The sequence below is a fragment of the Candidatus Rhabdochlamydia porcellionis genome (assembly GCF_015356815.2).
In the GTDB taxonomy this organism is placed as follows: domain Bacteria; phylum Chlamydiota; class Chlamydiia; order Chlamydiales; family Rhabdochlamydiaceae; genus Rhabdochlamydia; species Rhabdochlamydia porcellionis.
On sequence record NZ_CP075585.1, the window covers coordinates 200,529 to 226,174 of the forward strand.

Genomic DNA, 25,646 nt, shown 5'->3' on the forward strand with positions numbered 1-25,646 from the left:
GTTTTTAAGTATATTCTAAAGTTAGCTTATTTTACAAAGACTTGGCCGTAGAATCCATCAGGATCAGTTGAGTCTAAGGGCAAAGTACTAAAAGCAGAAGCAATAGTGTTTAATGAAAAAGTTTTTTTAAAATATTGAGTTTGTTCTTCGTTTTCTAATCGTAATACGCTACAGGTCATGTATACGATATGACCTCCTGGTTTGACAAACTGCAAAGCCTGCTCAAAGATTAATCTTTGTTCTTCTAGTGTTTTCTGAAATATCTTTGAAGTAAAGCGCCATTTCATATCGGGATTTCTGCGCATTGTACCAGTCCCACTGCAAGGAGCATCAACTAATACCCAGTCAAATTTTTCATGCAGAGATTTTTTTTGAGCAGAATCAGGAAGTAATACTTGAGCATTTTGTATACCCGCCCTTTTTAAACGTTTTTTAGCTTCAAGTAGAGTATATTTTCTAATATCATGTAAAAATAGTTGTCCTTTTCCTTGCATTTTAGGAGCAATGGCTAAAGATTTTCCTCCGCTTCCTGCGCAAAAGTCGAGCACTAATTGCCCTGGTTTAACTGCGACTAGATCTGCAAGACGCTGACTTGCTTCATCTTGCACCTCAAAATGACCCATTTTGAATTCGGGAAGAGTAAAAAAATTGACTCTTTTGGGTAAGATAATCGCTGTATGAAACGAGCCGCAAGTTGCAGTAAAGTCATTTTCCCATGTTTTTAATAGATTTTTTCGAGAGGTTTTTAGCAGGTTAACTCTTATCGTTATAGGGGCTGTAGAATTACTAGCACGACAAAAAAAACGAGCTTTTTCTTCACCTAAACTCTCTACAATCAAAGAAAAGAGTTCTTTGGGGAAACTCAAGCGTATGTGTAAGGGAATCTGCGCATCATCAAAAAAATGATCCGGTTTTATTTGAATAAGTTTTTGGTATCTAGTTTCCCAAGAAATAGGCTTATTACATAAATAATCCAATAGGCCTTTCCACCTTACCATAGAATAAATATTTTCACATAAGATCTTCCGATCTTTAGAACCTATAGCTTTATGAAAACGAAAATATTCCTTTAGGAAGCGATCTAAGGGAAGCATTTGCTTTTCATATTCAGAGAGAATAGTAAGTAGATGATGTTCTCGAAAAGTTTTCTTTATCATTTTTAAATTAAACTAGTTTTGTAGCTAGTATAAGCCATTTTAGATTAAAGTTCTTATGAAAACTAGTTGACTTTGCTCAAAGTTATAATTATTTTTATAAAAAAGAATGATAAGGATGCTTATGTTTCGATCCACGATTATATTTTTAGGCCGGGTTTGTATTAGTTTAATTTTTATTGCAACTGCTTTTCAAAAATTGCTTGATTGGCAAGGAGCAGAGCAGAAATTTATAACCGCTATACATAATTTAAATGGGATAAGTGGGCAAAAGGAGTGGGTAAAACAAGGATTAGAAATAATTCTTTCCAGACCATCTCTTGCTTTCTTTATACAAACAATTATAGAGTTCTTAGGAGGTGTATGTATTTTTTTAGGACTCTTTGTTCGTTTTGCAGCTTTTATTTTAGCTTTGATGGTCTTAGGGACAATGCTGGTTTTTTATCCATTTTGGTTTGCATCAGGTATTGAGCGAGCATCGCACATGACCTTGTTTTTACAACATTTAAGTATGTTAGGAGGGCTTTTATTATTAATGGGGTATGATCGAAGAAAAAAAGAAGTAATAATTCATCATGACCCTATTATTCCACCAAAAATAGATGATGTTTAGAGGATTTAGTTTTGTAAAATCCGCTTGAAGAAAATGATAATCTTTGGGTAGCTTCTTAGTAATAAATAACTTTTTGCTCATTTAGCAAATCTTAAGATTTAAAAATAATTTTTTGAGGTGTCTATTGTCTTTGCCCTGTAAGCTATCAAGGAGTTCTGTTCTAAATATGCCAAGCATTGAAAGAAAACAACGTACTCTGCGAAAAAGCGTATCTATTACAGGAATAGGAGTTTTTACTGGACAAGAAACCACTTTGACTTTTCATCCTTCTGTTGCGGATCAAGGAATTGTATTTCAGCGTACCGATCTACCGAATGCGCCTAAGATTATTGCTTCGTTAGATTCTGTATACAGTACTCCTAGATGTACTATAATTGGGAACAAAAAAGCTTCTCTACAAATGGTTGAACATTTGCTCGCTTCTTTACGTGCTCATGAAATTGATAACGTATTCATTCAAATCTCCGGTCCAGAAGTTCCTATATTAGATGGTAGTTCTAAAGGCTTTTCTCAATTGATTGAAGAAACAGGTGTAGTAGAGTTAAGCGAAGAAAAAAAAGTATTTTTTTTGCAATCGCCTATATTCTGGTCCAATGATCAGGTCCAGATTATTGCAGTTCCAGCTAATGAATACCGATTGAGTTATACATTATACTATCCTCATTGTTTAGGAATTGGTACACAGTTTCATACGTTTGTTTTAAACCAAGAGGAATTTGTTAAAGAAATTGCTCCTTGTCGCACTTTTTCCATTTATGAAGAAGTAGTTCCTATGATAGAAAAAGGGTTTATTAAAAGAGGCGGTTTAGAGAATGCAATTCTTGTAAAGGAAAATAAAGTGATTAATCCAGAAGGATTGCGCTATCCAAATGAAATGGCCCGTCATAAGATCTTAGATCTAATAGGAGATCTTTCTCTTATACCTGTTTTCTTTTTAGCGCATATAATCGCTATCCGCTCTGGACATACTTCTAATAATATCTTTGCTAAATTGCTATATAATCAAATTAAAATGGAGAATTTTTGATGCGTGAAGCCCTTTCAGAGCAGAATATCGTTTTGAATATTAAGGAAATTGCCAAAATTTTGCCCCATCGGTATCCTTTTTTGCTCGTTGATAAAATCATTCACTTAAGTCTTGATGAGAATCGGATCATTGGACAAAAAAGTGTTACGTTTAACGAACATTTCTTTCAAGGACATTTTCCTGATGCTCCCATTATGCCTGGTGTTCTTGTGTTGGAAGCCTTGGCTCAAACAGGAGGAATTTTAATTTACAAAAAAGGATTTCATGCAAAAACAGCTGTATTATTGAATATTCAAGATGCAAAGTTTCGCAAACCGGTTGTCCCAGGCGATACATTAAGGCTAGAAGTATCTATGCTGCACTTAAGTGGAAGTGGAGGGAAAATTTCAGCATGCGCAATAGTAAATGAGAAAATAGTAACAGAAGCTAAAATTGGATTTGCGTTACTTGATAAAGATCAGCTTTAGCCTTAAATAATAAACATTAAAATTGGAAGTCCATGTCTCAGTCAAATATCCATCCTACTGCCATCATCGAGTCCGGTGCAAAGATTGGTAAGAATGTTACAATTGAAGCGTATGCGATTATTAAAAAAAATGTTACGCTTGAAGATCATGTTGTTATTAAGTCTCATGCTTATATTGATGGTTATACCACAATTGGAGAAGGAACAATTGTATGGCCATCTGCAAGTATTGGCACAAAAACTCAAGACTTAAAATTTAAAGGAGAAAAAACCTTTGTTGTCATTGGGAAATATTGTGAAATTCGAGAATTTACTACAATTAATTCCTCATGCAAAGAAGGCTCTGTAGTAAGCGTAGGAGATGGCTGCTTAATTATGGCGTATTGTCATATTGCTCATAATTGTCAAATTGGCAATCAAGTAATTATGGCAAATAATGCTATGCTAGCTGGTCATGTAATTGTGGAAGATCATGCAATTATTGGAGGAATGACCCCTGTTCATCAATTTGCGCGTATAGGGAAATATGCAATGGTAGGAGGATTTAGTCGCATTACACATGATGTCCCTCCTTATACCATTGGAGCAGGGACTCCTTATAAGCTAGGTGGATTAAATCTAGTTGGTTTAAGGCGTCATGGGTTCTCTTTAGAAGATCGTAGAGCTTTATCGAGAGCTTTTAAAATTACCTATCGGGCTAAATTACGTCTTTCTAAAGCATTAGAGCGGATTCATAGAGAGATTGAACAAACCATCCACATTCAACACTGGATCAATTTTTGTCGCAGTTCTCAAAGAGGGTTAATTGGATTTCAACAATCGGTTCAACAGTTGGTTGAGGAGGACTTTGATGAACTAGAAGAGTTAATTGAAGAAAGAGTATAAATCTCCAATGAAAATCATTTTTTTTGGGACCTCTTTTTTTGCTGCGCAGATTTTATTTTATCTTGTACAAAACCAAGTTAGTGTAATAGCTGCTGTTACGCGTCCCGATCGTCCAACAGGACGATCATTAAAATCTTCTTTCCCGCAGGTAAAGCAAACTGCAATTCAATTAGATTTACCTATTTTTCAACCTGAAAAAGCATCTTCTCCAGAATTTGTTGAGCAGCTTAGAAGTCTACAAGCCGATCTTTTTATTGTGGTGGCTTACGGAGAAATTGTAAAAAAAGAAGTCTTAGATCTTCCTTTTTTGGGATGTATTAATATCCATGCAAGTCTGCTCCCTAAATATAGAGGAGCTGCTCCTATGCAAAGATGCCTTATAAATGCAGAAAAAGAAACGGGTATTTCTATTATTGAAATGACTCCAAAAATGGATGCAGGGGATATCATATCTATGCAAAAAATTCCCATTCCTTTTGAAATGACTCATGGTGAGCTTGAAAAAGAGTTATGTGTATTAGCTCAAGAAATGATCTTGCAGGTAATTGAACAATTTAAAAATCATTCTGTAAAAAGAATTCCGCAAGATCATTCTCAAATGAGTTTAGCTCCAAAAATATCTGCTCAAGAAGAAGAGATTGATTGGGGGCTTGATTCTTATCTATTGCATAACCGCATTCGAGCTTTATCCCCCTCCCCAGGAGCTTTTTGTATGCTGGAGGTAAAAAACAAAAAAAAGCGTCTTAAAGTTCTACGTGCATTTCCAGAAAATCTGTCATCCTCAGAAAATCCGGGTTCTTTTGTTAAATTGGATAAAGGGTTAGGAGTTGTCTGTGGACGAGGAGTATTGCGTCTTCTGGAAGTGCAACTCGAAGGTAAAAAAGCTATGTCAGCATCTGATTGTTTTAATGGTCTTCAAAATTCAAAAATTATTCGATAAAATAATTTTTAGTATGTTGCTTTTTACTAGATATTTATCTTTGACTTAAGCTATATTTGTATTCTTTTAAATTTAAAATACATTTAAATCAAGGGTTACAATTATGACTTTTTATGTTCAAAGTGCTTTTGACTCTCTTATTATTACCCCTGTTAAATATGTCTTTGATACTTTAAATGGAGCATATGAAAATACTCCACTGAAAAAGGTATGTGAAGTTAGCAGTAGATTTTTTAAATCCTTGTTAAAGAAACCAAGAGATCTAGCTAAAGGAATAGAGGCTTTAGGTAAGTGTGCTTTACTCGTCTTAGAAAATAAGAGATTTGGACAAGAAGTAAGTGTTATAGTTAAAGAAGCTGGAAAATGCAAAGGGTGGTTGACTTTAGTAGGCCTTTCCGACCAAATGAGTAATGCATTAAATCTAAGATCTTCAAATGTGGTTTCGTTTAAAAATGGAGATCAGCTTATTTTAGAGGCAGGAGTACATGTTCTACGAGAAGGCGATACTCTGCGATTAAGAGAGCGGGCTCCTATATTAGAACCAGATACAGAATTTCAATTACAGAATGGAGCTCTCGTTAAACAGGGAGAGCAATTTCAAAATGGAGATACAAATAGGTTTTTGTCAGAAGGTGAAATGGAACTTCATCTGGGGAATGGAGATGTATTTTTATTGCCAAAGGAAGCTCGATTTCGGTTAGGAAACCTGCATTCTTCTAGGGAAGAAAATAGAGGTGGTTCTTTAAAAGAGATCTTTAAAAAAGCCTCATTTAGAAAAAGTCTTAGTGCTTGGGCAGGAGTGTACAGCAGTGCGTTTGAGAGTATTAAATTTTGTGAAATTACAAAGATTGTGTCTGCGCAAAATCCCTTTCTTCAAATAGGGAATCTGACTGCAATTATTACAGGAGCGCTTGCACGTTTAGGAGATGATCATAAGCGATATCAAACAAAGGGTTTAGGCTTTGAAAATTTAGCAAGCATAGCAGGGAATGTTTCTGTTTTTATGCTTGGAGCTATTCCTTTAGCAAATAAAAAAGGGCTTTGTAGGGTTTCTCCTAAGGTAATGCTTTTTTGTTCGACAATTGCTACATTGGCTAATTTATCTAGTCATTTTTTTAAATCAATGACGCCAAAATATGAAGATGTAAATACACTATTATTAAAGTAGTTTTTTTTACTTATAAAAAAGTGAGAGTTTTTTGAATACACTAAGGAGCTTACTTGGTCCTTCTTTAAACAATACAGAAAAACCCTCAACAATTAACACCGAACCGTCTTGGCTGGGTTTAAGTTTTCTTTTTTTAACTGCTCAAGCATCTAAGTGTTTTTTATCTCAGCAGAAATATCATGAAAGGACATTAGATGTTTGTGATATAGGAGAAGAACTTTTAAGTGGAGTAGAGTTGCTCAATGATGCTAAGAGTCTAGTTGCTCATTCCAAATGGGCAGTAGAAGTATATGCGAATCCCACCTCAAATGATTTTACTGCTAAACGGGTTCAGATATTTAGTAAATTTTTTTTTAGTATGGTAGATATTTTTTGTAATGGGATTAAAGGGGTTTCCTTTCTTGCAAGAATTCATTTAATCTCTCTTTCTTCCGATCTGCAAAAGCGATTAGAAAAAGTAAATGATTTTTTTTACCTCTTTACTCAAGTATTTTATCTTTTTCAGGAGGGATATCAGAACTATTTGAATCATACTTTAAGTTGCCATTCTGAATCAGAAACTCTTAAAAAAGAACTTAATGAAAAATGCAGGCTTTCTTTGCTTAGGATAGCAGAAATATCTCTAAAAATTTCTTTAGAAGTATTTAAAAAAAACTTCAAGAAGCTAGATACTTTAATGCTTGCGTTAAGTAGTTGTGTTTTAGTTTTAAAGATTTCTGCTTATCTGTATGATAGCACGGTGCTCTTTTCTCATAAGGGAAAGTTTTCTTTAAAAGAAAATGGTTTTGCCTATGGCATGGGACTTTAAAAAAAACAGATTAAACCTTAGAGAATGGGGTTTTTTGCTCTTTGTTTTGGGATTTATTCTTTCTTTGTTGATCATTTCTTGGCTATTGCCGAGATAAAAAACAAAGAATGTAAAAAAGACATTGAGGAAAAAATCAGTTTTTTGGTAGCCTTTTCGCTTAAGCCAAAATAAAGGCTTAAAGGGCAAGAAAGTACAAAGCATTCATAAGCGCGTATACTCCTTGTTGCTGTCAGACACCTCTCATTCTGATGTTGCTGTTTTATAACAGTGCCTTAAAAGAGATCACTCACGGCGATAATCTGTATAATAAGGAAAAGGTATGACTTTAAAATTTCAAGGAAAGAAAAAAGGAATGACAATGCGATTTGATGCTCAAGGTAATCAAATTGTTTGCACAGTGATTTTGGCAGAGCCTAATGTCATATCTCAAATTAAAAGTAGTCAAGGCAAGGACGGCTATAATGCTGTTCAACTAGCGGCTTATAAGGTTAAATCTTCAAAGCTTAAAAATGTTTCTAAACCACTACAAGGCCATTTTGCAAAAGCAAAAATAGAGCCAAGGTCTTCTCTAAAAGAATCTAGAGTAGAAAATATAGAAGGCTTTCAAGTAGCTCAAGAGCTTAATGTAAGCTATTTTAATGAGATTAGTTATGTAGATGTTTCTGGTGTTTCGAAAGGTAAAGGTCATCAAGGGGTTATGAAACGTCATAATTTTGCAGGTGGACCTGCTTCTCATGGTTCTGGGTTTCATCGTCATGGTGGTTCAACTGGTATGCGTTCTACGCCAGGTCGTTGTTTACCAGGGCAAAAAAAATCAGGTCGAATGGGAAACGAAATGGTAACCACGCAGAATTTGCGTGTAGTAAAAGTCGATTTAGAAAAGAATGTTATCCTTGTCGAAGGGGCTGTTCCAGGGCCGCGCAATGGATTAGTTTATATCTCAAAAGCAAAGAAGAAAGCGTAGGGGAGTTATAGTCGTGACCTATCTAAAGGAATATAATTTATCTGGTGAAGAAATAGGAAAAATTGAAATCGATGATGAGCTACTCAGTCCAGTTGCAAATACGCAAATGATTAAAGATTATGTTACAGCTCTGCGCGCAAACGCTCGTCAATGGTCTGCAAATACAAAAACGAGAGCAGAGGTAAATCATAGCGGTAAAAAACCTCATCCTCAAAAGGGTACTGGTAGAGCAAGGCAGGGTTATTTAGGTGCTCCTCAGTATAAAGGAGGAGGGCGTGTTCATGCTCCTAGGCCAAAATTTGATCAGCATGTAAAGGTAAACAAAAAAGAGAAGCGTGCTGTCATTCGTCAATTATTGATAGAAAAAGCACTGAATGATTCTTTGCATGTTTTGCAATTTACAGAAATGAATAAGCCACAAACAAAACAAGTTGTGCAATTTTTAAAAGCAAGAGATTTAGAAAATAAAAAGATTCTTTTTTTAGCAGAGCGTGGTGATGAAGGACAGAGCACTATGTTGCTAGAAAAATATCATACACTATTTTTAAGTGCTCGTAATATTCTTGGATTGAGATTTCTTCCGCTAAATATTGTAAATGGATATGACGTGATTGCTAATCAACATCTGGTCATAATGAATTCAGCTGTGGGCCAGTTAAAAGTTTTATTAGGAGGACAGAGTTAATTATGTTAAAAAAGAGTCCTTACGATGTTATATTATCTCGTCATATAACAGAAAAAGCGTTAGTTATGGAAAAATTACAATCCAATGAAAGTAATCCTTCTGTTAGGAAATGTAAAACTCCGAAGTATATTTTTTTGGTTGCAAAAAAAGCAAATAAGCAAGAAATCAAGCAGGCTCTTGAAAAAATTTACATTGAGAAAAAAATTAAAGTTACATCTGTAAATACAATTACTATTAAGCCCAAAGCAAAGCGTGTAAGAGGACGTCTAGGAAAAAAAGCAGGTTTTAAAAAAGCCATTGTTTCCTTAGAGCCTGGGGATAATATTGAGGATAAAGGTTAAGCTAAGGAGTCTTGGAGTTACTATGTTAAAAAAGTTTCGACCCACTACAGCCGGGCAGCGTCATCTTGTTTTAACCAAGCAAGAGGCTTTGAGTTGTGTAAAGCCTGAAAAGTCTTTAATTGAAAAGAAGAAAAGAACAAATGGCCGTAATCACCATGGTCATATTACTTGTAGACATAAAGGTGGTGGTCATAAGCGTTTTTATCGCATTGTTGACTTTAAAAGAGATAAGGAAAATATACCTGCTAAAGTAGCATCTATTGAATACGATCCTAATCGAACAGCTGCTATTGCTCTATTGAACTATTTTGATGGAGAAAAACGCTACATTTTAGCTCCGCAAGGATTAAAAGTAGGAGCTGTAATAGCAACAAATGATCAAGGACGATTTGATGTGGGTTTTTGCATGCGCCTAAAGCATATGCCTCTTGGATCGGTTGTTCATAATATTGAACTTTATCCAGGGCGAGGTGGTCAGCTTGTGCGTTCAGCAGGTCTTTCTGCTCAATTAATGGCGAAAACCGATAATGGATATGTGAACTTAAAAATGCCGTCTGGAGAGGTAAGACTCATTCATGAAAATTGTAGAGCAACTTTTGGAGCGGTTTCTAATCCAGAAAGAAATTTACGTGTGGAAGGGAAAGCAGGGCGCTCTCGCTGGAGGGGAATTCGTCCGACTGTTCGCGGAACAGCAATGAACCCAGTGGATCACCCGCATGGAGGAGGAGAAGGTAAACATAATGGGTATCTTCCGCAAACTCCATGGGCAAAAGATACTAAGGGGCGTCGCACGCGTTCTAAGAAGAAATCTAATAAAATGATCGTTAAAGACCGTAGGAAATAGATTGGGAGTTTGAAACTTATATGGGAAGATCGTTAAAAAAAGGGCCATTTGTAGACCATCACTTGTTAGATAAAGTAAGTGTACAAAATAAAAACGGTAAAAAAAGTCCTATCAAAACATGGTCAAGACGATCCATGATTCTTCCTGAAATGATTGGACATACATTTGATGTTCACAATGGAAAGAGGTTTATTAGTGTTTTTGTGTCCGATAATATGGTGGGTCATCGTTTTGGTGAATTTGCACCAACGAGAGTGTTTAAAGGGCATGGGTCGAAAAAAAGTGCAGATAGTTCTAAATCTGCAACTTCAGGAAGAGGTTAAGAAAATTTATGCCACAAGCTTATGCGAAAACAAAGTATGTGCGAATTAGTCCAAGAAAAGCGCGTTTAGCTGCTGATTTAATTAGGGGTCTCAAAGTTGAAGAGGCTGTAATACAATTGCGTTTTTGTAAATTAAGAGCAGGATTGCTTCTGCAAAAAACATTAAACTCTGCAATTGCTAATGCAGAAACGCAGTTACACGTTCAAAGGCGCAATTTAATTGTAAAAGAAGTAAGGGTAGATGCAGGACCTGTTTTAAAGCGTGCCAAGCCGAAAAATAGAGGTGGAAGTCATCCAATTATGAAAAGAACTAGTCATTTTACAATAGCCGTTGCTGCTGAATAGAGGGGAAACAATGGGTCAAAAGACATCGCCGATTGGGTTTAGATTAATTAGAAATAAGAGATGGCTTTCTCTTTGGTATGCCAACAAGCAAGAGTTTGGTGATTTACTAGGAGAAGATGATAGGATTCGTAAGCATTTGATGAAAAAGTCCTGTTGCGTAGGTACTTCTAGAATCATTATTAGAAGAATGAGTGGTAAAGTAGAAGTGACTATTCATACGGCGCGCCCAGGCTTGGTTATTGGGAAAAAAGCTGCAGAACTCGATATCTTGAAGCAAGAGTTAAGAAAGTTAACAGGGAAAGAAATTTGGGTCGAAGTTGAAGAAATTAAAAGACCAGATCTTGAAGCGCAGCTTGTAGCTGAAAATATAGCTAGACAATTAGAGCGTCGAATCCCTTTTAGAAGAATTATGAAAAAAGCTATGCAGGCTACTATGGATGCAGGAGCTATTGGGATTAAAGTGCAAATTTCAGGGCGTATTGGTGGTGCTGAAATTGCTCGTGTAGAGTGGTATATATTAGGGAGTGTTCCTTTACATACACTGCGAGCTGATATTGATTATGCAATAGCCAGAGCAGAAACCACTTATGGTTCTATTGGAATCAAAGTATGCATTAATAAAGGCGAAGATGAGATAAATCGATCAAAAGTAGTAGGAGGCTAACATGGCCTTAATGCCTGTTCGTACAAAACATAGAAAAACTCAGAAAGGCAGTCGTTCTGGCTTAAGTAAAAGTGGTAATTTTATAGAATTTGGTGAGTTTGGGATGAAAGTTCTCGAAAGAGGAGACATAAAAGCTAATCAAATTGAAGCTTGTAGAGTTGCTATCAATCGACACTTTCAACGCCGTGGCCAAGTTTGGATTCGAATTTTTCCACATAAGCCTGTAACAAGAAAACCAGCTGAAACCCGTATGGGAAAAGGAAAAGGTGCAGTAGATCATTGGGTAGCAGCTGTTCAACCTGGTAGAATATTGTTTGAAGTAGCTGGAGTATCTAAAACAGATGCCCAAGATGCATTAAAAAGAGCAGCAGCTAAATTAGGACTTCGTACTAGATTTGTTGAACGAGTAGAACGAGTATAAAATAAGGTTTTACAAATGCCAAAAGCAAAAGAATTAAGAGATCAATCAAGAGAAGAATTACAAGCTCTTTATGCCGATTTATCTAAAGAGATTTTCGAGCTGCGTAACGAGTTGAAGACAACACGTAAATTGGAAAAACCTCATTTAATTCGATTAAAAAAAAGAGATAAAGCAAGAGTCTTGACAATCCTTCAAGAGAAAAAGGCGTAAACCGTAGGTAAAGAATGGAAAAACAAGCAGATCAAGAATACAACACAAAGCGTAAAGTTAGAGAGGGTGTGGTTGTTTCTAATAAGATGCAAAAGACCGTTAAGGTTCGTGTAGATCGTACATTTAAGCACCCTAATTTTAATAAGGTGATTACACGCGGTAAAATTTATTACGCTCACGTTGAAGAGGGGGTAGTTGAGATCGGAAAACTTGTTAAGATTATTGAAACGCGTCCTCTTTCAAAGTTGAAAAGATGGCGTGTATTGCAAGTGCTTTGATGAGAAACAGATGCATAAATTACTAGGAATACAAAAGCCATGATTCAAGAAGAAACCGAATTAGAAGTAGCAGATAACACCGGTGCTAAACGTGTGCGTTGTTTTAGAATTATAAAAAAAGGTTCTAAGCGTCCTCGTGCGGGTGTAGGCGATGTAATTATTTGCGCTGTAAAAGAAGCTGATCCTAAAGGGACCGTTAAAAAAGGTAAAGTAGTTAAAGCTGTCATTGTTAGAACATGCAGTAGCATTTCTCGTAAAGATGGAAGCCAACTATCTTTTTTTGATAATAGCTGTGTAATTATTGATGACAAGGGAAATCCTCAGGGGACACGTATTTTTGGTCCTATTGCACGTGAAGTGCGTGAAAGAGGTTATATTAAAATTACCTCATTAGCACCAGAAGTGATTTAAGGGAGGGTTTATGAGCAAGTGGATTAAGAAAGGTGATACTGTTGTTGTAATTTCAGGCAACGACAAAGGAAAGTCAGGTGAAGTGATTTCTCGAAATAAAGAGCGAGTCTTAGTACAAGGGGTGAATCTTCGTAAGAAGCATGCTAAGCGTCAAACAAAAGCTCCAGGTGCTGGAATTATCGAAATTGAAACACCTATTCATATTTCCAATGTCTCTTTATGCAATAAAGAAAATCAGCCAGTGAAGATCAAAGTACGCTTTGCAGCTAATGGAGCTAAAGAGCTATTTTATTTGGAAGAGGATAAGCAAATTAAATTTCGCCAGGTTAAAAAACATTCATAAGTAGAAGATAAACAATGTCTAGATTACATAAACGCTATAAAGAAGTTGTAAAAAAAGAACTGCAAAACAAGTTTAAGTATTCCAACTTAATGCTTATTCCTCAATTAAAAAAAATTGTAATTAGTATGGGGATAGCAGAAGCTTCTAAAGATAAAAATGCAATGCAAGCTTGTGTCAAGGAAATGGCATTGTTATCAGGACAAAAGCCGATTTTGACAAAATCACGTCGAGCAATTGCCAATTTTAAACTACGTGAAAGTCAATCAATTGGGGTAAAGGTTACTCTTAGAAAAAAGAGAATGTATGATTTCCTTGATCGGTTTTGTCACATTGTTTCTCCTCGTATTCGAGATTTTCGTGGCTTTAACCCTAAGTGCGATGGTAGAGGAAGCTATTCTTTAGGGATTCAAGAGCAGCAAATTTTCCCAGAGATTATCTTAGATGAGATAAAGAAAACGCAAGGAATGAATATCACATTTGTGACGTCCGCAGAAACTGATGAAGAGTGTCTCGAGCTATTAACATCACTTGGACTTCCATTTAAAACAGCAGAATAAAGGTGAGGGAGAGAAAAAATCATGTCATTAAGTGATCCAATTGCAGATTTGCTAACAAGAATTCGTAATGCAAAAAGTGCTCGTCATCGCTTTGTCATTTTCAGACCCAGTAAAGTAAAACTAGCGGTTATAAAAGTATTGCAAGAGAATGGATTTGTTGGGGAGTGCCTTGTTAATGAAGAAAAAAGAGAAGCAAGACTTTTTTTAAAATATGCTAACGGAAGAGAGCCTGTGTTGAAAGGTTTAAAACGCATGTCTTCTCCTTCTGCAAGGCAATACGTTGGTTATCTTGAAATTCCCATTGTTTACGGTGGAATGGGAGTTGCAATTGTGTCTACTTCTAAAGGTATTCGCGATGGTAAAGCCGCTCGAAGAGATCGACTTGGCGGTGAGTTATTATGTGTGGTTTGGTAATTTAAGAAGAGGTAATTTATATGTCGCGTCTTGGGAAAATGCCAATCTCACTTGCCGGGAAAAAAATAGATATTAAGATCCAAAATGGGCGAATTGAAGTAAAAGGCCCTAAAGGTGAATTATCCATCCCCGCAGTCAAAGGGATTTTGGTAAAGATAGAAAACGATTATTTATTTGTCTTAAAAGATGAGCAAATAGAAGTACACAACAAAGATTATGGTTTAGCCAGAGCTTTGATTAATAATATGATTACAGGTGTAAGCGCTGGATTTGAAAAAAGATTAAAGCTAGAAGGTGTTGGGTATCGTGCTCAGATTAAAGGTAATATGCTTGATTTACAAATTGGACGCTCTCATCCCACAGAGCTTTTAATTCCTGAAGGAATTAAAGTAACAGTGGAAAAAGGAGTATTAATTATTATTGAAGGAATAAATAAGTTTCTCGTAGGACATTTTGCTGCTGAAATACGAGCAGAAAAAAAACCTGAACCTTATAAGGGTAAAGGAATTCGCTATGAGAAAGAGCATGTACGTAAAAAGGCTGGTAAGGCAGCAAAGGGAAAAACAGGTTAATTTTAAGGTAGAGCTCTTATGCTTAATGAATTACAAAGTCGAAATACAAAAAGAAAAAGGCGAAGTTTGCGTATCAGAAAACAGGTGCGCGGTTCTAGTGATAAGCCTCGACTTTCTGTATTTAAATCGCTGAAACACATTTGTGCACAGTTAATTGATGATGAAAAAGGGGTTACTCTTGCAAGCGCAAGCACATATACACCGCTTTTACGTCAAAAGAATTTGGGTAAAAAAAGTAAACAAGCTGCACGAGAAGTGGGTATTTTATTAGCAAATGCTGCTAAGCAAAAAAATATTCAAAGTGTTGTATTCGATCGTGGCCATCATAAATACCATGGATTGCTAGCAGAACTTGCAGATGCTGCACGTCAGTCAGGGTTACAATTTTAAGTTAAGGGATGTAACATGGAACAAAATAAAAGACGCGCTGAAGAATTTGGAACGGAATTTGAAGAAAAAGTTCTGTACGTTAATCGTTGTTGTAAAGCGGTAAAAGGCGGAAAGAAATTTAGCTTTTCTGCGTTAGTTCTTGTAGGCGATAGACAAGGTAGAGTTGGTTTTGGCTTTGCTAAAGCAAATGAAGTATCAGACGCTATTCGTAAAGCAACAGGATTTGCCCGTGAAAACATTCTTACGTTTGAAATGGAAGGGTTTACAATTCCGCACGAAATTTTAGTGCATTGGGACGGTTGCATAGTTCTATTGAAACCAGCTCGAGATGGAATAGGTGTTATTGCAGGTTCAAAGGTCCGTTCTGTGTTAGAGCTTGCCGGGGTAAAGGATGTAGTTGCAAAAATCTATGGATCTAATAATCCTTTAAACCAAGTGCAAGCAACATTTGCCGCTCTGGAGCGCCTTGTAAATCGTCAAAAAAATCTAGAAAATAGAGGTTTAGCATCATGATTACTTTATCGCAATTAGCTAATACTCACAGACCTAAGAAAAAAGTGCAAAGAGTAGGGCGAGGAGTTGGTTCAAAAAGAGGAAAAACCTGCGGTCGTGGTAATAAAGGCGATAAGGCTCGTCAAGGTTATAAGTATCGTTTTGGACATGAGGGGGGGCAAATTCCTTTATATAAAAAGCTACCTACTAAAGGTTTTACCAATGGGCGCTTTGCCTCTTATGTATTTGCAATTAATCTGCAAATGATCGACAAGTTATACCAAGATGGAGAAATAGTTAGTTTAAATACTTTGCAAGAGAAAGGTATTGCCCCTCGTAGAGTTTCCGGGGGATTAAAAATCTTATCCAATGGAGATCTAACTAAAAAAGTTAGCATTGAAGCACGTTTCTTTTCTCAAGCAACAGAAGAGAAGTTGAAAAGACAAGGTATTTCTTATCAAAAAATAACAAGCTAATGGAACATTAGATATAAAATGATTGCAAAAATAGCTAAATTGCTTGTTATACCTGATCTTAGAAAAAAGATTTTCTTTACTTTTCTTATGTTGATTGCCTGCCGCATAGGTTCTTATATACCTGTGCCAGGTATTAATGGAGAGTTAGCCGTACAGCTTTTTCGCAGTACAGCAGGTAGCAGCCAAAATCTTTTTCAGCTAATGGATATATTTTCCGGGGGAGCTTTTGCTCAAATGACTGTGATTGCTCTAGGGGTAATGCCGTACATATCTTCTTCTATCATTATGCAGTTAGTGATGGCGCTTGTTCCTACCATGCAAAGGGAAATCAAAGAAAATCCAGAAAGCGGAAAGCGTAAATTAGGACGCTGGACACGTACTCTTACTTTGTTTTTAGCATTTTTTCAATCAGGGTTATTTGGAAGATTTGCTGTGCAATTAAACACAGGAACGCCTGGAATTATTGCAAGTGAGGTTATGGATGTACAGTTTTTAGGAATTCCTTGGTTGTTTTATTTAATTATAATGATAACCATGACCACTGGAACTATTCTTTTAATGTGGATTGGTGAGCAGATTACAGAAAAAGGGATTGGTAATGGAATTAGTTTAATTATTACCGTTGGGATTCTTTCTTCTTTACCGAGTACTTTGGGTTCTGTAATACGTCAACTCAATTTAGATTCTCAAGAACCAGGACAGCTTACTTTTTCCTCATTAGTTATTTTATTTATTGTTTTTGTTCTTATCATAGTAGGGACTATTTTAATTATTCAGGGTCAAAGGAAGATCCCTCTTCAATATGCTAGACGAGTTGTAGGAAGGCATGAAGTGCAAGGGGGAGGGAATGCATATATTCCTTTGAAAATAAACTATGCTGGAGTGATCCCTGTGATTTTTGCTTCTTCATTGTTAATGTTTCCTGCTACAATTGGGCAATTTATAGGAGCCAATTCTTGGATTGGAAGATGTGCAAGTGCTATTTCACCAGGTAGCTGGTTATATATGGTTATCTTTGTAATGCTTATTATCTTTTTCACCTATTTTTGGACTGCAACTCAGTTTCATCCAGAACAAATCGCGTCTGATATGAAAAAGAATGGAGCTTTTATTCCTGGGATTAAGCAAGGAAGATCTACTCAAGATTACTTAGAATTAACGATGAATAGAGTTACATTTGCAGGAGCTATTTTCCTTTCAATGATTGCAATTTTACCAACAATTATTGGAAAGCTATTACATGTAGACGCAAGTATCACATATTTTTTTGGAGGGACTTCCTTGCTTATTCTCGTAGGTGTTATTTTAGACACCTCTAAGCAAATAGAATCCCACTTATTAATGAAACGCTATGAAGGGTTTATGAAGAGAAGTCGACTAAAAGGAAGATAGAAGTTTTTTTAGTCGAATTAAGATAACAGGTCAATATTGTAAATAAATAAAAGATCTGATAAAATGCCTCGGATAATTGTTTAAAAAAGGAATTTATTTCATGCCTAGAGTAATTGGAGTCGATATCCCAGATAATAAGCGGCTAGAAATTAGCTTGACATACGTTTATGGTGTTGGTCGTGAGATATCAAAAGGAATTTGCAAGGAACTAGGACTAGATCCTAATATGAGAGCGCATCGTTTAACACAAGATGAAATTGCAAAAATTAATGCTAAATTGCAATCCGACTACATAGTTGAAGGGGATCTTCGTCGCCAAGTTCAAGGGAATATTAAAAGATTAATTAGTATTCATTGCTATCGAGGAATGAGGCATCGTCTAGGTCTTCCTGTTCGTGGCCAACGTACACGTTCTAATGCGCGTACTAGAAAAGGAAAGAGAAAAACAGTTGCGAACAAAAAGAAATAGAGGAGATTGAACTTTGGCTAAACAAGATACTCGTAAGGTAATGGTAAAAAAACCAACTATTGTTAAAAATAAAAAAAAGACGCATCGCAATGTCTCATCAGGTATTGCTCATGTTTCAGCAACTTTTAGTAATACAATTATTTCTATCACTGATTTAGCAGGTAATACAATTACTTCTTCTTCTGCTGGTAGGGTTGGGTATACAGGTTCTCGTAAATCGTCTGCTTTTGCAGCAAACATGGCAGCAGAAGATGCTGCAAAGCGAGCGATTACAATTAGCGGGATGAAAGAAGTGGAAGTAAATCTTTGCGGACCTGGTACAGGAAGAGAATCTGCTGTAAAAGGATTGCGCGGTGGTGGATTAGAAGTTACATTTATTAGAGATGTAACTCCTATATCTCACAACGGATGTCGTGCACCTAAAAGACGAAGGGTATAAACTCGTTTTTTTGCTATAAAAATATAAATAATACTGATTTTATCGGTATTTAAAAAAGAACTAGAAATTTTCAGGAGTTTGATCATGGCCATTAAATATGGCAAATTTGAGTTGCCGTCAAAGATTAAGCTTGATGAAACGAGCCGTTCCAAGACATTTGCTCGTTTTATTGCAGAGCCGTTTGAAAGAGGTTTTGGACACACTGTTGGGAATGCTTTGCGCAGAATCATGCTCAGCTCCTTAGAAGCTCCTGCTATTGTTTCCGTGCGTATCGAAGATGTTCCTCATGAATATATGGCAGTTGATGGCGTAATAGAAGATATGACAACAATTGTGTTAAATTTTAAAAACGCTCTTTTACGCAAATTACCAACAGATGAAGAGCTAGAATCTCGTGAGTTAAAACAGGTTTCCAGAATGCTGGATGTTACGTCAGAAATGCTTGAAAAAAACAATGGTCAATATGCAGTAACTTTACACGATTTGTTAGGAGAGTCTGAGTTTGATATATTTAATCCAGAATTGGTGATTTTTACAGTCACAAAACCAATGATGCGTAAAATTGACTTGAAAATAGCAATTGGTCGTGGATATGTGCCTGCTGAAAGACATCAGATACAAGAAAACATGGTGGATGAAATTTTGCTAGATTCTGCTTTTTCTCCTGTAAGATTGGTAAATTACTTTGTAGAAAATACACGTATAGGTCAAGACACAGACTTTGATCGTTTGATTTTGGAAGTGACTACAGATGGACGTATTTCTCCTGAAGAAGCACTTACCTTTGCAACCCAAATTGGAATTTTGCATTTTGAAGTTTTTGATGAATTAAATGTAGATGTCTTAAGTTTTGATCAGGGAGAGATTAAGCTCAATACAGATAAAGATGCTCTGATGGCTAAGCTTGCATTAAAAATTAATGAAATTGAGCTTTCTGTGCGCTCAAGTAATTGTCTTTCTTTAGCTTGTATTGATACAATTGCAGAATTGGTCGTTATGCCAGAACCTGAGCTTTTAAGATTTAGAAATTTTGGAAAAAAATCTCTAAATGAAATTAAAGATAAACTAAAAGGAATGGGCCTTTGGCTAGGAATGACTAAAGAAGATCTTGGCATGGATCTTCATAAAGATAACGTTAAAGAAGTTGTACAGGAATACTTAAGTAAAAAGGCAGGACATCAAACATGAGACATCGCAAACATACCTTTAAAATAGGGCGAACTGCAAGTCATCGCCGCTGTATGATTGCTAATATGGTTAAATCTTTAATTGTACATGGCCGGATTAGAACAACAGAACGTAAAGCTTCTGAGCTTAAAAGGCATGCGGACCATGTTGTAACTTTAGCTAAATCAAATACTTTGGCTAATAAACGTAAGATCATTGGGGATTTAATGATCCGTTACAACTCATTAACCGCTAAGGAAGCAAGAGCTGCTAAGGCAGGAGATACTTCTTCTTATAACACAGATCGTAAAGTGATAGGCAAGCTAGATGAGCTTGCAAAAAGATTTGCTAATCGAAACGGTGGATTTACACGCGTTCTAAAAGAAGGATATCGTGTAGGTGATGGAGCCTCCCTCTGTTATATTGAGTACCTTTCTGAATAAATTTATATTATCTAAAAAAGCGTCTATTCATAGATGCTTTTTTAGAGATTGTTTTTCAAATTTCTAAATATATATTTTATATTCCCTAAGGGATCTTGAACGGTTTTTTTAAGCCTTGTAGATATACAACCGTATGTATTAATCTTGAGGTAGTTTTGATATATAAAACGAAGACTCGATAAGGAGGAATACATGTCAATTCGAGTTGGTATTAATGGGTTTGGAAGAATTGGTCGCCTTATACTAAGGATTATTAGTGAAAAGTGTCCAGATATCGATGTTGTTGCAATCAATGATCTTGTTTCACCTGAAGATTTGGCTTATTTATTAAAGTATGATTCTGTTCACCACACTTTCCCTCTCTCTGTTACCGCAGATGATAAGCATATAAATGTAAATAAAAAAAAGATTTTAATTTTTTCTGAAAGAGAACCTGAGAAGCTTTCTTGGAAAGATTTAAAAGTAGATTATGTTATTGAATCAACGGGTCATTTTACTGATTTAGAGTCAGCGAATAAGCATAGAAAAGCTGGTGCTAAAAGAGTCATTATTTCTGCTCCTGCAAAAGGGGAAGTTCCTACTTTTGTAATGGGAGTTAATCAAGAAAATTATAATCCTAGTAAGGATTTTATTGTTTCTAATGCCTCTTGTACAACAAACTGTCTAGCGCCTTTAACCAAAATATTACTTGATCATTTTGGAATAGAAGAAGGTCTAATGACCACTGTACATGCTATGACAGCTACACAACATACAGTAGATGGGCCTTCTAGAAAAGATCGAAGAGGAGGTCGAGCTGCAAGTATGAATATTATTCCTTCATCTACGGGCGCAGCAAAAGCAGTGGCACTTTGTTTGCCTAAAGTAAAAGGCAAATTAACAGGGATGGCACTGCGTGTTCCTGTGATTGATGTCTCTGTTGTCGATCTTACAGTAAGACTTACCAAAGCTACATCGTATGAGGAAATCTGTGCTGTTATTCAAAAAGAAGCAAGAGGCCCTATGAAGGGCATTGTTACCTATTGTGATGAAGATGTTGTTTCTTCTGACTTTATTGGACACCCCTCTTCTTGTATCTTTGATAGACACGCAGGAATAAAATTAAATTCTCATTTTTATAAATTAATTGCTTGGTATGATAATGAAATGGGATACTCACATCGAGTCGTAGATTTGCTGCGATATATGGTATCCAAAGAGACCTAAAGCTAATAACCTGGAATAAGACACGTGCATTTTACTCGAGAACCAACGATTGAAACAATTATTTCTCCTAGAGAAGAGGGCTATAAGCTTCTCGTTCGTAATACTAAAGGAGAAAAAGCAGAAGAATATTACGTTGATGCAGTGGAAGTTGTCTCTTTTGGTCGGGCTTTCTTTTTCCGTTCTTTAGAAAAGCCTAAAGCATTTTTAGTGCCCACAGGAGATTATGAGATTTTAGAAGTACGCGAAGCGCGCATTGCATTGAAAAATGTAAGCCATGAGCGTTCCATTAAAATTGGAGGGGGTCGTGAAAATACACGTGTTCCTGCTAAAGAAACTCCTACTCCTGAAAAAGAGTTGGCATCTGTAGTAGAGGAATCCTCTACTTTAGAAACTGTTGAATCTACAACAGAAGAAGTGCGTACAGATAAGCGGCGAGACCGCCATCGTCGCCGTCGCCGTCGCCATACTGATGAACAACAAGAACAACGCTCTTGCAAAGCAGATAGTTCTGAAAAAGAGCCGAGCGAGTCAAAAGAAGAGCAAAAAGGAACAGATGAAGAAAAAATCTCATCTCCCATGCTTATTCCTCCTCCTCCGATACTTATTTCAGAAACTCTGCTTAGTCGTTATAAAGATAAAGACTTAGGACAATCTCTTATAGAAAAAAAAGAAGAGATTATCACTCACGAAGAAATTCTTGAGCAACAAGCAGAGCCAAAAGTAGAAGAGAACAAAGATTCAGATAAAGATCCAGGTTCAGAAGGAGCTGCTTTTAGTCGTTCTATTCTTAACCCTTCTGCTTTTACAGAAAATATCAATACCGATTTTTTATTCTGATATGAAGGCTCTTAAAAATTTAAGAGCCTTTTTTCTTGCTTTTTTTTTAAATACTTCAGTACAATCACGAGCTTCTTCATTTGCTCGGATGGTGGAATGGTAGACACTAGGGACTTAAAATCCCTTGCTCGTAAGGGCGTGCAGGTTCGACTCCTGTTCCGAGCAATACTTGTTATTGTCTATTTTACTATTCCTAAATAAAAGCAGCTGGTGCATATTTTTTTACAGCCAATGCATTTGCCATGGGTTTTATGATGGATCAATAGCTTCTGTAAGGTTTGAATATAAGCTTAAGATTTCTTTTACTCTTTTCTTAAAATGTGCTCAAAACTTTTCGATAGGATTCAAATCAGGAGAATAGGGAGGCAAAAATCATACTTCGCATCCTGTTTTGAAAATATTCATTAATCCCACTTTCATCGACATAAACTCGATCTTCTTCAGCAATTTACTCTATTCTCTTTTGAAACTTCTCTCTTTTCTCATCATCTCTTTCTTGATAGAAGGGTGTCTTTTTTTAAAGTAATCTTTAGTCTTTTACATGCGTAAAAGACCGCAGTTATCGTTACTCAAAGTATTCGGCTATTTCTTTTAAGTAGCTATCCGGATTCTCTTGAAGGTACGCTTTTAGCTTTTCTCCTTTAATTTTATTAGGAGCCAAGCGCCTTTGCTCTTTTCTCTTGATCCAATTAAATATGCTGCGTGCCGTCACTCCAAAGATTTGACTTGCTTCTTCTTTTGAATTGCCTTTCTCTACATAGTCTAGTGTTTTTTTTCTTAAATCATAGAAATATGCCGTGTAAGCATCATACTTCTTTGTCGTGAAAGTTTAAAGTTAAATTGCTATATTAGTGGCATAAGCACCTCGTCTACAACCATTGGTGATTTAAGTGGAACTGGTAGCATCAACTTAGGGACAAAAGGTTTTACTGAAGGAATAGCGAATAGCACTACATACGCAGGTATCATTAGTGGGACAGGAGGAATTACTAAACAAGGCAGCGGTACCCTCACATTAACAGGAGTAAATACCTATTCTGGAGGAACAAACGTTATAGATGGAACTCTTCTTGTCAATAGAGCTCTTTCAAAACTAGAAAATAAAAAACCCTTGTATAAAATAATGTCCTTAAAAGTACATAAGGGCATAATGAAATTTGAAAAAGCAAAAGATTTAGACAACGAGAAATTCCGACGATTAACTGGAGTAAAACGTAGCACATTTGATCAAATGAGATTGATTTTGGAGATAAGTCACAAAGAGAAAAAAGTCCGAGGAGGTCGTGTCAATAAATTAAAAATAGAAGACATGTTACTGATGACTCTAGAGTATCTAAGAGAGTATAGAACCTATTTTCACATAAGCCAGAGCTATAGTATCAGTGAAAGCACAGCTTATAAAACAATAAGATGGGTAGAAGACACTCTGGTAAAACATCCCCTATTTGCACTACCTGGGCGCAAAGAGCTATTAAAAAATGATTTAGCAGGAGAGCTTCTTTTAATAGATGTAACAGAGGCAGCAATAGAGCGCCCTAAAAAAAACAACTGGAAAGAAGAAAAGGCACACATTAAAGAGTCAGCTTATAATGAGCAAGGGCACAAAAAAGATTATTTATACCTTTTTTTCCAAAGGTAGAAGACATGATTTTAGGATATTTAAGGAATCTAAAACCAAATTTCATTCCGAAATAAGTCTTATCACGGATGGAGGGTATAGAGGACTTAAAAAGCTTTATGCCAAAAGCCAAATGCCTAAGAGAAGAAGTAAGAAAAACCCTTTAACAAAACAAGACAAAAAAAATAATCAATTCCTTTCCAAAGAACGCGTAATTAATGAAAATGCTATTAGTCTGCTTAAGCGATTTAAAATTTTAGCTGATCGTTATAGAAATAGGCGGAAAAGGTTTGGTCTTCGGTTTAATCTCATTGCCAGCGTTTATAATCTGGAGCTACGTTAATGGGTTTCGAAAGAGGTCTAATATTAATAGAGCCTTAGATGTGAAGAGAGTAAAAATCAAATTTCTACATCTCTTATTCGTTAATATTTAACAGGAATATTATTATGTCTATAAATGCTTCAAAGGAATTCCATAATAATGGAGCGCTAGATACTTTTAGGAGATCTTTTACTTTAAGAAGATCTAGTAATAGATCTTCTTTAAATTCTAAAGCTGATACTTTTGAACAATCTTTAATTGATACAGAAAAAAGTTCTCGATTTATAAGTGGGACGCAGACTTTAGGAAGGCCAAAAAGATTTATAAAATTACCTACTTCTAATTCCTCTTTAGAAGAAGCCAGAAAAAAATTCTGGGATAATGAACCAATCAATGAAAATACTTCTAAAGGACCTCATTTGGAAAGAAGAGAGAGTGTTGTAAAAACCTTAAAAAGAAATGTAAATACATTTTTAATAAACTTAAAAAAACCAGAAGAAATAGATGCATATTCACGAAAGGCTAAATTTTTTTTTCAAAATTCAAAATATAAAGAATCTAAAAAGCTCTTTAAGGATTTATTAGGACTAGAGTCTCAAAAGTCAGAGAGCTCTCTTTATTTGGCAGCAATCTATTTGATAGAAAAAAATGGATTTAAAGCTAAGGAGCATTTAAAGGGCATTACAGCTTGCTATTTAACGATTGTAATGAACGAGCATGCAGAATATCTTTTGAACTCAGGAGGAGAAGATCCCTCTTTTCCAAAGATAGGTTTTTATGAAGTAAAAATTGAAACAGAAGATGAAAAAGCAATAATAGGAAAACTGTTTGATCTTTTTAAGAAAAATACTTCTACTTAAGGCGTACAATAATCCAAGAGAGTAATGCAAAGATTTTTAACCAGAATTTGGTTGTATCTTCCCAAACTTTCAATTTGGTTTTTAGATACATTTCTTCCATAAAAATCAAAGCTAAAGAAAGACCAATGTTCAGTGGTGGGATAGGTATAGTAAAAGGTCAACGTAAAGGTAAATTGCAGATTTAGTGAATGACGAATAGCAATTCATTATGACGAAAACAAGGTAGTGTCCAAGGGGGATCGTACCTTGCCAAAGTACAGGGACCAGTAGGGGAATAGCCATGCTGTTCTATGAGTTCTAAAAGCAGTTTTTTATTTTGTGCAGCTTTTTTTTCTGTGTAAAATCCTGAGAAAATAAGCGTTGCTCTTTTTTGCGCTTCTATCTGTTTTAGAGTAATCCGAGAATTTTTAGGGGAAGGAAGGTCTGTAATTTTGTAGTTTGTTGGCATGTTAAAAGCAATCAGCCAATTTTTTTGTGTTACATCTTCTCTTTGTTCTACAGGAGCTGTCATAGAAATTTTGGATTTAGTTGCATTTTGTCCAAAAATATAAGCTGCCAGAAGATTAAAACCTTCTTTGGTAGCTTGTTCAAAATCTTTTTGAATCGCTATTTCTGCAATAATGCGTGGTTCATATTGCCTAATTTCAAAATTACCCCATTTTTTAAGCACCAGATATTTGGGTCGATCTTTTTTATTTGCCAAGCTTTTCTTCTTCAATATGAAATTTATGAAAAAAACGATGAACTACAGGAGCAAAAATAATTGCAATAACCACTAGAAAAATAATCCCGCTAAAAAGAGCGTAAGTGCCTGCAAAGATTTTTCCTCCTTTGGTTTCTATAGTTGCTACAGGTCCCATCCCCGATAAGATCATAGCAGCATTTTCATAAGCATCGATCCAAGTCATCTTTTCAAAGTGATGATACCCTAGTATACCACCGCTTAAAGAGCCTAAAATAATCAAAAAACCTATAGATAAATTATGAGTTAAGCGTTTAAAAAATAATTTTGGATTTAAGCCATAGGGATTTTTTTTAGTAAGCATAAAATAAGTGTCTATTACTTTTTTTTTTATCAGCATACCAATCTATTCAAAGCAATC

At 35.7% G+C, this 25,646-nt stretch carries 38 protein-coding genes, 1 tRNA gene and 3 pseudogenes; 36 read left to right on the forward strand and 6 right to left on the reverse strand.

The window, feature by feature from the left end:
• Positions 1–26 precede the first annotated feature (26 nt).
• Positions 27–1,157 (reverse strand): RsmB/NOP family class I SAM-dependent RNA methyltransferase, encoded by a 1,131-nt coding sequence (locus RHAB15C_RS00885; RefSeq protein WP_194845572.1) that lies wholly within the window; start codon positions 1,155–1,157, stop codon positions 27–29.
• Positions 1,158–1,278: 121 nt separating this feature from the next.
• Here RHAB15C_RS00885 and RHAB15C_RS00890 point away from each other — a divergent pair, with 121 nt between their 5' ends.
• The 33 genes from RHAB15C_RS00890 to RHAB15C_RS01050 all read left to right on the forward strand — a co-directional run bounded on the left by RHAB15C_RS00890 (position 1,279) and on the right by RHAB15C_RS01050 (position 21,908).
• Complete coding sequence (locus tag RHAB15C_RS00890) at positions 1,279–1,767, forward strand: DoxX family protein (RefSeq protein WP_194845571.1); 489 nt, start codon at positions 1,279–1,281, stop codon at positions 1,765–1,767.
• Between the two features lie 166 nt (positions 1,768–1,933).
• Positions 1,934–2,794, forward strand: coding sequence for a UDP-3-O-acyl-N-acetylglucosamine deacetylase (gene lpxC / locus RHAB15C_RS00895; RefSeq protein ID WP_194845570.1), 861 nt, complete (start codon positions 1,934–1,936; stop codon positions 2,792–2,794).
• Positions 2,794–3,261 (forward strand): 3-hydroxyacyl-ACP dehydratase FabZ, encoded by a 468-nt coding sequence (gene fabZ / locus RHAB15C_RS00900; RefSeq protein WP_194845569.1) that lies wholly within the window; start codon positions 2,794–2,796, stop codon positions 3,259–3,261. Before lpxC ends, fabZ begins: the two co-directional genes overlap by 1 nt.
• A 32-nt stretch (positions 3,262–3,293) precedes the next feature.
• On the forward strand, positions 3,294–4,145 hold the full coding sequence (gene lpxA / locus RHAB15C_RS00905; RefSeq protein WP_194845568.1) for an acyl-ACP--UDP-N-acetylglucosamine O-acyltransferase: 852 nt from the start codon (positions 3,294–3,296) through the stop codon (positions 4,143–4,145).
• A 7-nt stretch (positions 4,146–4,152) separates the two neighbouring features.
• Positions 4,153–5,085: a methionyl-tRNA formyltransferase gene (fmt, locus tag RHAB15C_RS00910; RefSeq protein ID WP_194845567.1), complete on the forward strand. Its 933-nt coding sequence runs from the start codon at positions 4,153–4,155 to the stop codon at positions 5,083–5,085.
• 103 nt (positions 5,086–5,188) lie between these two features.
• Positions 5,189–6,253, forward strand: coding sequence for a hypothetical protein (locus RHAB15C_RS00915; protein ID WP_194845566.1), 1,065 nt, complete (start codon positions 5,189–5,191; stop codon positions 6,251–6,253).
• A gap of 31 nt (positions 6,254–6,284) precedes the next feature.
• Positions 6,285–7,061 (forward strand): hypothetical protein, encoded by a 777-nt coding sequence (locus RHAB15C_RS00920; RefSeq protein WP_194845565.1) that lies wholly within the window; start codon positions 6,285–6,287, stop codon positions 7,059–7,061.
• A gap of 319 nt (positions 7,062–7,380) precedes the next feature.
• On the forward strand, positions 7,381–8,025 hold the full coding sequence (gene rplC, locus RHAB15C_RS00925; RefSeq protein WP_194845564.1) for a 50S ribosomal protein L3: 645 nt from the start codon (positions 7,381–7,383) through the stop codon (positions 8,023–8,025).
• Positions 8,026–8,038: 13 nt separating this feature from the next.
• A complete protein-coding gene (gene rplD, locus RHAB15C_RS00930) occupies positions 8,039–8,710 on the forward strand; it encodes a 50S ribosomal protein L4 (RefSeq protein ID WP_194845563.1) in 672 nt (223 codons plus the stop codon).
• A gap of 2 nt (positions 8,711–8,712) precedes the next feature.
• Positions 8,713–9,051: a 50S ribosomal protein L23 gene (rplW, locus tag RHAB15C_RS00935; RefSeq protein ID WP_194845562.1), complete on the forward strand. Its 339-nt coding sequence runs from the start codon at positions 8,713–8,715 to the stop codon at positions 9,049–9,051.
• Positions 9,052–9,073: 22 nt separating this feature from the next.
• Entirely contained in the window at positions 9,074–9,895 is an 822-nt protein-coding gene (gene rplB, locus RHAB15C_RS00940) for a 50S ribosomal protein L2 (RefSeq protein ID WP_194845561.1), read from the forward strand.
• 20 nt (positions 9,896–9,915) lie between these two features.
• Positions 9,916–10,218, forward strand: a complete 303-nt coding sequence (gene rpsS, locus RHAB15C_RS00945; protein ID WP_194845560.1) for a 30S ribosomal protein S19 — start codon at positions 9,916–9,918, stop codon at positions 10,216–10,218.
• Between the two features lie 8 nt (positions 10,219–10,226).
• Positions 10,227–10,562 (forward strand): 50S ribosomal protein L22, encoded by a 336-nt coding sequence (rplV, locus tag RHAB15C_RS00950; RefSeq protein ID WP_194845559.1) that lies wholly within the window; start codon positions 10,227–10,229, stop codon positions 10,560–10,562.
• 10 nt (positions 10,563–10,572) lie between these two features.
• Entirely contained in the window at positions 10,573–11,226 is a 654-nt protein-coding gene (rpsC, locus tag RHAB15C_RS00955) for a 30S ribosomal protein S3 (RefSeq protein ID WP_194845558.1), read from the forward strand.
• Position 11,227: 1 nt separating this feature from the next.
• Positions 11,228–11,647, forward strand: coding sequence for a 50S ribosomal protein L16 (gene rplP / locus RHAB15C_RS00960; protein WP_194845557.1), 420 nt, complete (start codon positions 11,228–11,230; stop codon positions 11,645–11,647).
• 15 nt (positions 11,648–11,662) lie between these two features.
• A complete protein-coding gene (rpmC, locus tag RHAB15C_RS00965) occupies positions 11,663–11,857 on the forward strand; it encodes a 50S ribosomal protein L29 (protein ID WP_194845556.1) in 195 nt (64 codons plus the stop codon).
• Positions 11,858–11,871: 14 nt separating this feature from the next.
• Positions 11,872–12,135: a 30S ribosomal protein S17 gene (gene rpsQ, locus RHAB15C_RS00970; RefSeq protein WP_194845555.1), complete on the forward strand. Its 264-nt coding sequence runs from the start codon at positions 11,872–11,874 to the stop codon at positions 12,133–12,135.
• Between the two features lie 39 nt (positions 12,136–12,174).
• Positions 12,175–12,546, forward strand: a complete 372-nt coding sequence (gene rplN / locus RHAB15C_RS00975; protein WP_194845554.1) for a 50S ribosomal protein L14 — start codon at positions 12,175–12,177, stop codon at positions 12,544–12,546.
• Between the two features lie 10 nt (positions 12,547–12,556).
• Entirely contained in the window at positions 12,557–12,889 is a 333-nt protein-coding gene (gene rplX, locus RHAB15C_RS00980; RefSeq protein WP_194845553.1) for a 50S ribosomal protein L24, read from the forward strand.
• Positions 12,890–12,903: 14 nt separating this feature from the next.
• Entirely contained in the window at positions 12,904–13,446 is a 543-nt protein-coding gene (rplE, locus tag RHAB15C_RS00985; RefSeq protein ID WP_194845552.1) for a 50S ribosomal protein L5, read from the forward strand.
• Positions 13,447–13,467: 21 nt separating this feature from the next.
• Positions 13,468–13,860 carry a 30S ribosomal protein S8 gene (rpsH, locus tag RHAB15C_RS00990; protein ID WP_194845551.1) on the forward strand — a complete coding sequence of 131 codons (393 nt, stop codon included), beginning with the start codon at positions 13,468–13,470 and terminating at the stop codon, positions 13,858–13,860.
• A gap of 20 nt (positions 13,861–13,880) precedes the next feature.
• Positions 13,881–14,432 carry a 50S ribosomal protein L6 gene (rplF, locus tag RHAB15C_RS00995; protein ID WP_194845550.1) on the forward strand — a complete coding sequence of 184 codons (552 nt, stop codon included), beginning with the start codon at positions 13,881–13,883 and terminating at the stop codon, positions 14,430–14,432.
• A gap of 18 nt (positions 14,433–14,450) precedes the next feature.
• Positions 14,451–14,822 carry a 50S ribosomal protein L18 gene (gene rplR / locus RHAB15C_RS01000; RefSeq protein WP_194845549.1) on the forward strand — a complete coding sequence of 124 codons (372 nt, stop codon included), beginning with the start codon at positions 14,451–14,453 and terminating at the stop codon, positions 14,820–14,822.
• Positions 14,823–14,837: 15 nt separating this feature from the next.
• Positions 14,838–15,335: a 30S ribosomal protein S5 gene (gene rpsE, locus RHAB15C_RS01005; RefSeq protein WP_194845548.1), complete on the forward strand. Its 498-nt coding sequence runs from the start codon at positions 14,838–14,840 to the stop codon at positions 15,333–15,335.
• Positions 15,332–15,790 carry a 50S ribosomal protein L15 gene (gene rplO / locus RHAB15C_RS01010; protein ID WP_194845547.1) on the forward strand — a complete coding sequence of 153 codons (459 nt, stop codon included), beginning with the start codon at positions 15,332–15,334 and terminating at the stop codon, positions 15,788–15,790. The genes rpsE and rplO overlap by 4 nt, the downstream gene beginning before the upstream one ends.
• 21 nt (positions 15,791–15,811) lie before the next feature.
• Positions 15,812–17,182: a preprotein translocase subunit SecY gene (gene secY, locus RHAB15C_RS01015; protein ID WP_350339551.1), complete on the forward strand. Its 1,371-nt coding sequence runs from the start codon at positions 15,812–15,814 to the stop codon at positions 17,180–17,182.
• 100 nt (positions 17,183–17,282) lie between these two features.
• Complete coding sequence (gene rpsM / locus RHAB15C_RS01020) at positions 17,283–17,651, forward strand: 30S ribosomal protein S13 (protein ID WP_194845545.1); 369 nt, start codon at positions 17,283–17,285, stop codon at positions 17,649–17,651.
• 40 nt (positions 17,652–17,691) lie between these two features.
• Entirely contained in the window at positions 17,692–18,090 is a 399-nt protein-coding gene (rpsK, locus tag RHAB15C_RS01025) for a 30S ribosomal protein S11 (protein WP_194845613.1), read from the forward strand.
• Between the two features lie 84 nt (positions 18,091–18,174).
• The gene (locus RHAB15C_RS01030) at positions 18,175–19,278 is read left to right on the forward strand and encodes a DNA-directed RNA polymerase subunit alpha (RefSeq protein ID WP_194845544.1); all 1,104 of its coding nucleotides are present in this window, start codon (positions 18,175–18,177) and stop codon (positions 19,276–19,278) included.
• Entirely contained in the window at positions 19,275–19,700 is a 426-nt protein-coding gene (gene rplQ / locus RHAB15C_RS01035) for a 50S ribosomal protein L17 (RefSeq protein ID WP_194845543.1), read from the forward strand. The genes RHAB15C_RS01030 and rplQ overlap by 4 nt, the downstream gene beginning before the upstream one ends.
• 192 nt (positions 19,701–19,892) lie before the next feature.
• Positions 19,893–20,906 carry a type I glyceraldehyde-3-phosphate dehydrogenase gene (gap, locus tag RHAB15C_RS01040; protein WP_194845542.1) on the forward strand — a complete coding sequence of 338 codons (1,014 nt, stop codon included), beginning with the start codon at positions 19,893–19,895 and terminating at the stop codon, positions 20,904–20,906.
• Positions 20,907–20,930: 24 nt separating this feature from the next.
• Entirely contained in the window at positions 20,931–21,743 is an 813-nt protein-coding gene (locus RHAB15C_RS01045; protein WP_194845541.1) for a hypothetical protein, read from the forward strand.
• 82 nt (positions 21,744–21,825) lie between these two features.
• Positions 21,826–21,908: transfer RNA gene (locus RHAB15C_RS01050), tRNA-Leu, on the forward strand.
• A 320-nt stretch (positions 21,909–22,228) separates the two neighbouring features.
• Here RHAB15C_RS01050 and RHAB15C_RS07395 read toward each other — a convergent pair.
• Both RHAB15C_RS07395 and RHAB15C_RS07210 read right to left on the reverse strand, forming a co-directional pair.
• The gene (locus RHAB15C_RS07395; protein WP_194845612.1) at positions 22,229–22,306 is read right to left on the reverse strand and encodes an IS630 transposase-related protein; all 78 of its coding nucleotides are present in this window, start codon (positions 22,304–22,306) and stop codon (positions 22,229–22,231) included.
• A 2-nt stretch (positions 22,307–22,308) separates the two neighbouring features.
• Positions 22,309–22,527: pseudogene (locus RHAB15C_RS07210) on the reverse strand (IS630 transposase-related protein); the annotation flags it as partial.
• Positions 22,528–22,728: 201 nt separating this feature from the next.
• Here RHAB15C_RS07210 and RHAB15C_RS07400 point away from each other — a divergent pair.
• The 3 genes and pseudogenes from RHAB15C_RS07400 to RHAB15C_RS01075 form a co-directional block, all read left to right on the forward strand.
• Positions 22,729–22,809, forward strand: a pseudogene (locus tag RHAB15C_RS07400) (autotransporter-associated beta strand repeat-containing protein); the annotation flags it as partial.
• Between the two features lie 84 nt (positions 22,810–22,893).
• Positions 22,894–23,704: pseudogene (locus RHAB15C_RS01070) on the forward strand (IS5 family transposase).
• 104 nt (positions 23,705–23,808) lie between these two features.
• Positions 23,809–24,543 carry a tetratricopeptide repeat protein gene (locus tag RHAB15C_RS01075; protein ID WP_194845540.1) on the forward strand — a complete coding sequence of 245 codons (735 nt, stop codon included), beginning with the start codon at positions 23,809–23,811 and terminating at the stop codon, positions 24,541–24,543.
• On the opposite strand, the gene RHAB15C_RS07405 is transcribed toward RHAB15C_RS01075, so the two are convergent.
• From RHAB15C_RS07405 to RHAB15C_RS07220, 3 genes are all read right to left on the reverse strand, one after another.
• The gene (locus tag RHAB15C_RS07405) at positions 24,536–24,643 is read right to left on the reverse strand and encodes a hypothetical protein (RefSeq protein ID WP_350339543.1); all 108 of its coding nucleotides are present in this window, start codon (positions 24,641–24,643) and stop codon (positions 24,536–24,538) included. The genes RHAB15C_RS01075 and RHAB15C_RS07405 overlap by 8 nt on opposite strands.
• 81 nt (positions 24,644–24,724) lie before the next feature.
• On the reverse strand, positions 24,725–25,246 hold the full coding sequence (locus tag RHAB15C_RS01085) for an SOUL family heme-binding protein (RefSeq protein WP_194845538.1): 522 nt from the start codon (positions 25,244–25,246) through the stop codon (positions 24,725–24,727).
• Positions 25,236–25,625: a hypothetical protein gene (locus RHAB15C_RS07220; RefSeq protein ID WP_246587571.1), complete on the reverse strand. Its 390-nt coding sequence runs from the start codon at positions 25,623–25,625 to the stop codon at positions 25,236–25,238. The genes RHAB15C_RS01085 and RHAB15C_RS07220 overlap by 11 nt, the downstream gene beginning before the upstream one ends.
• Positions 25,626–25,646 lie beyond the last annotated feature (21 nt).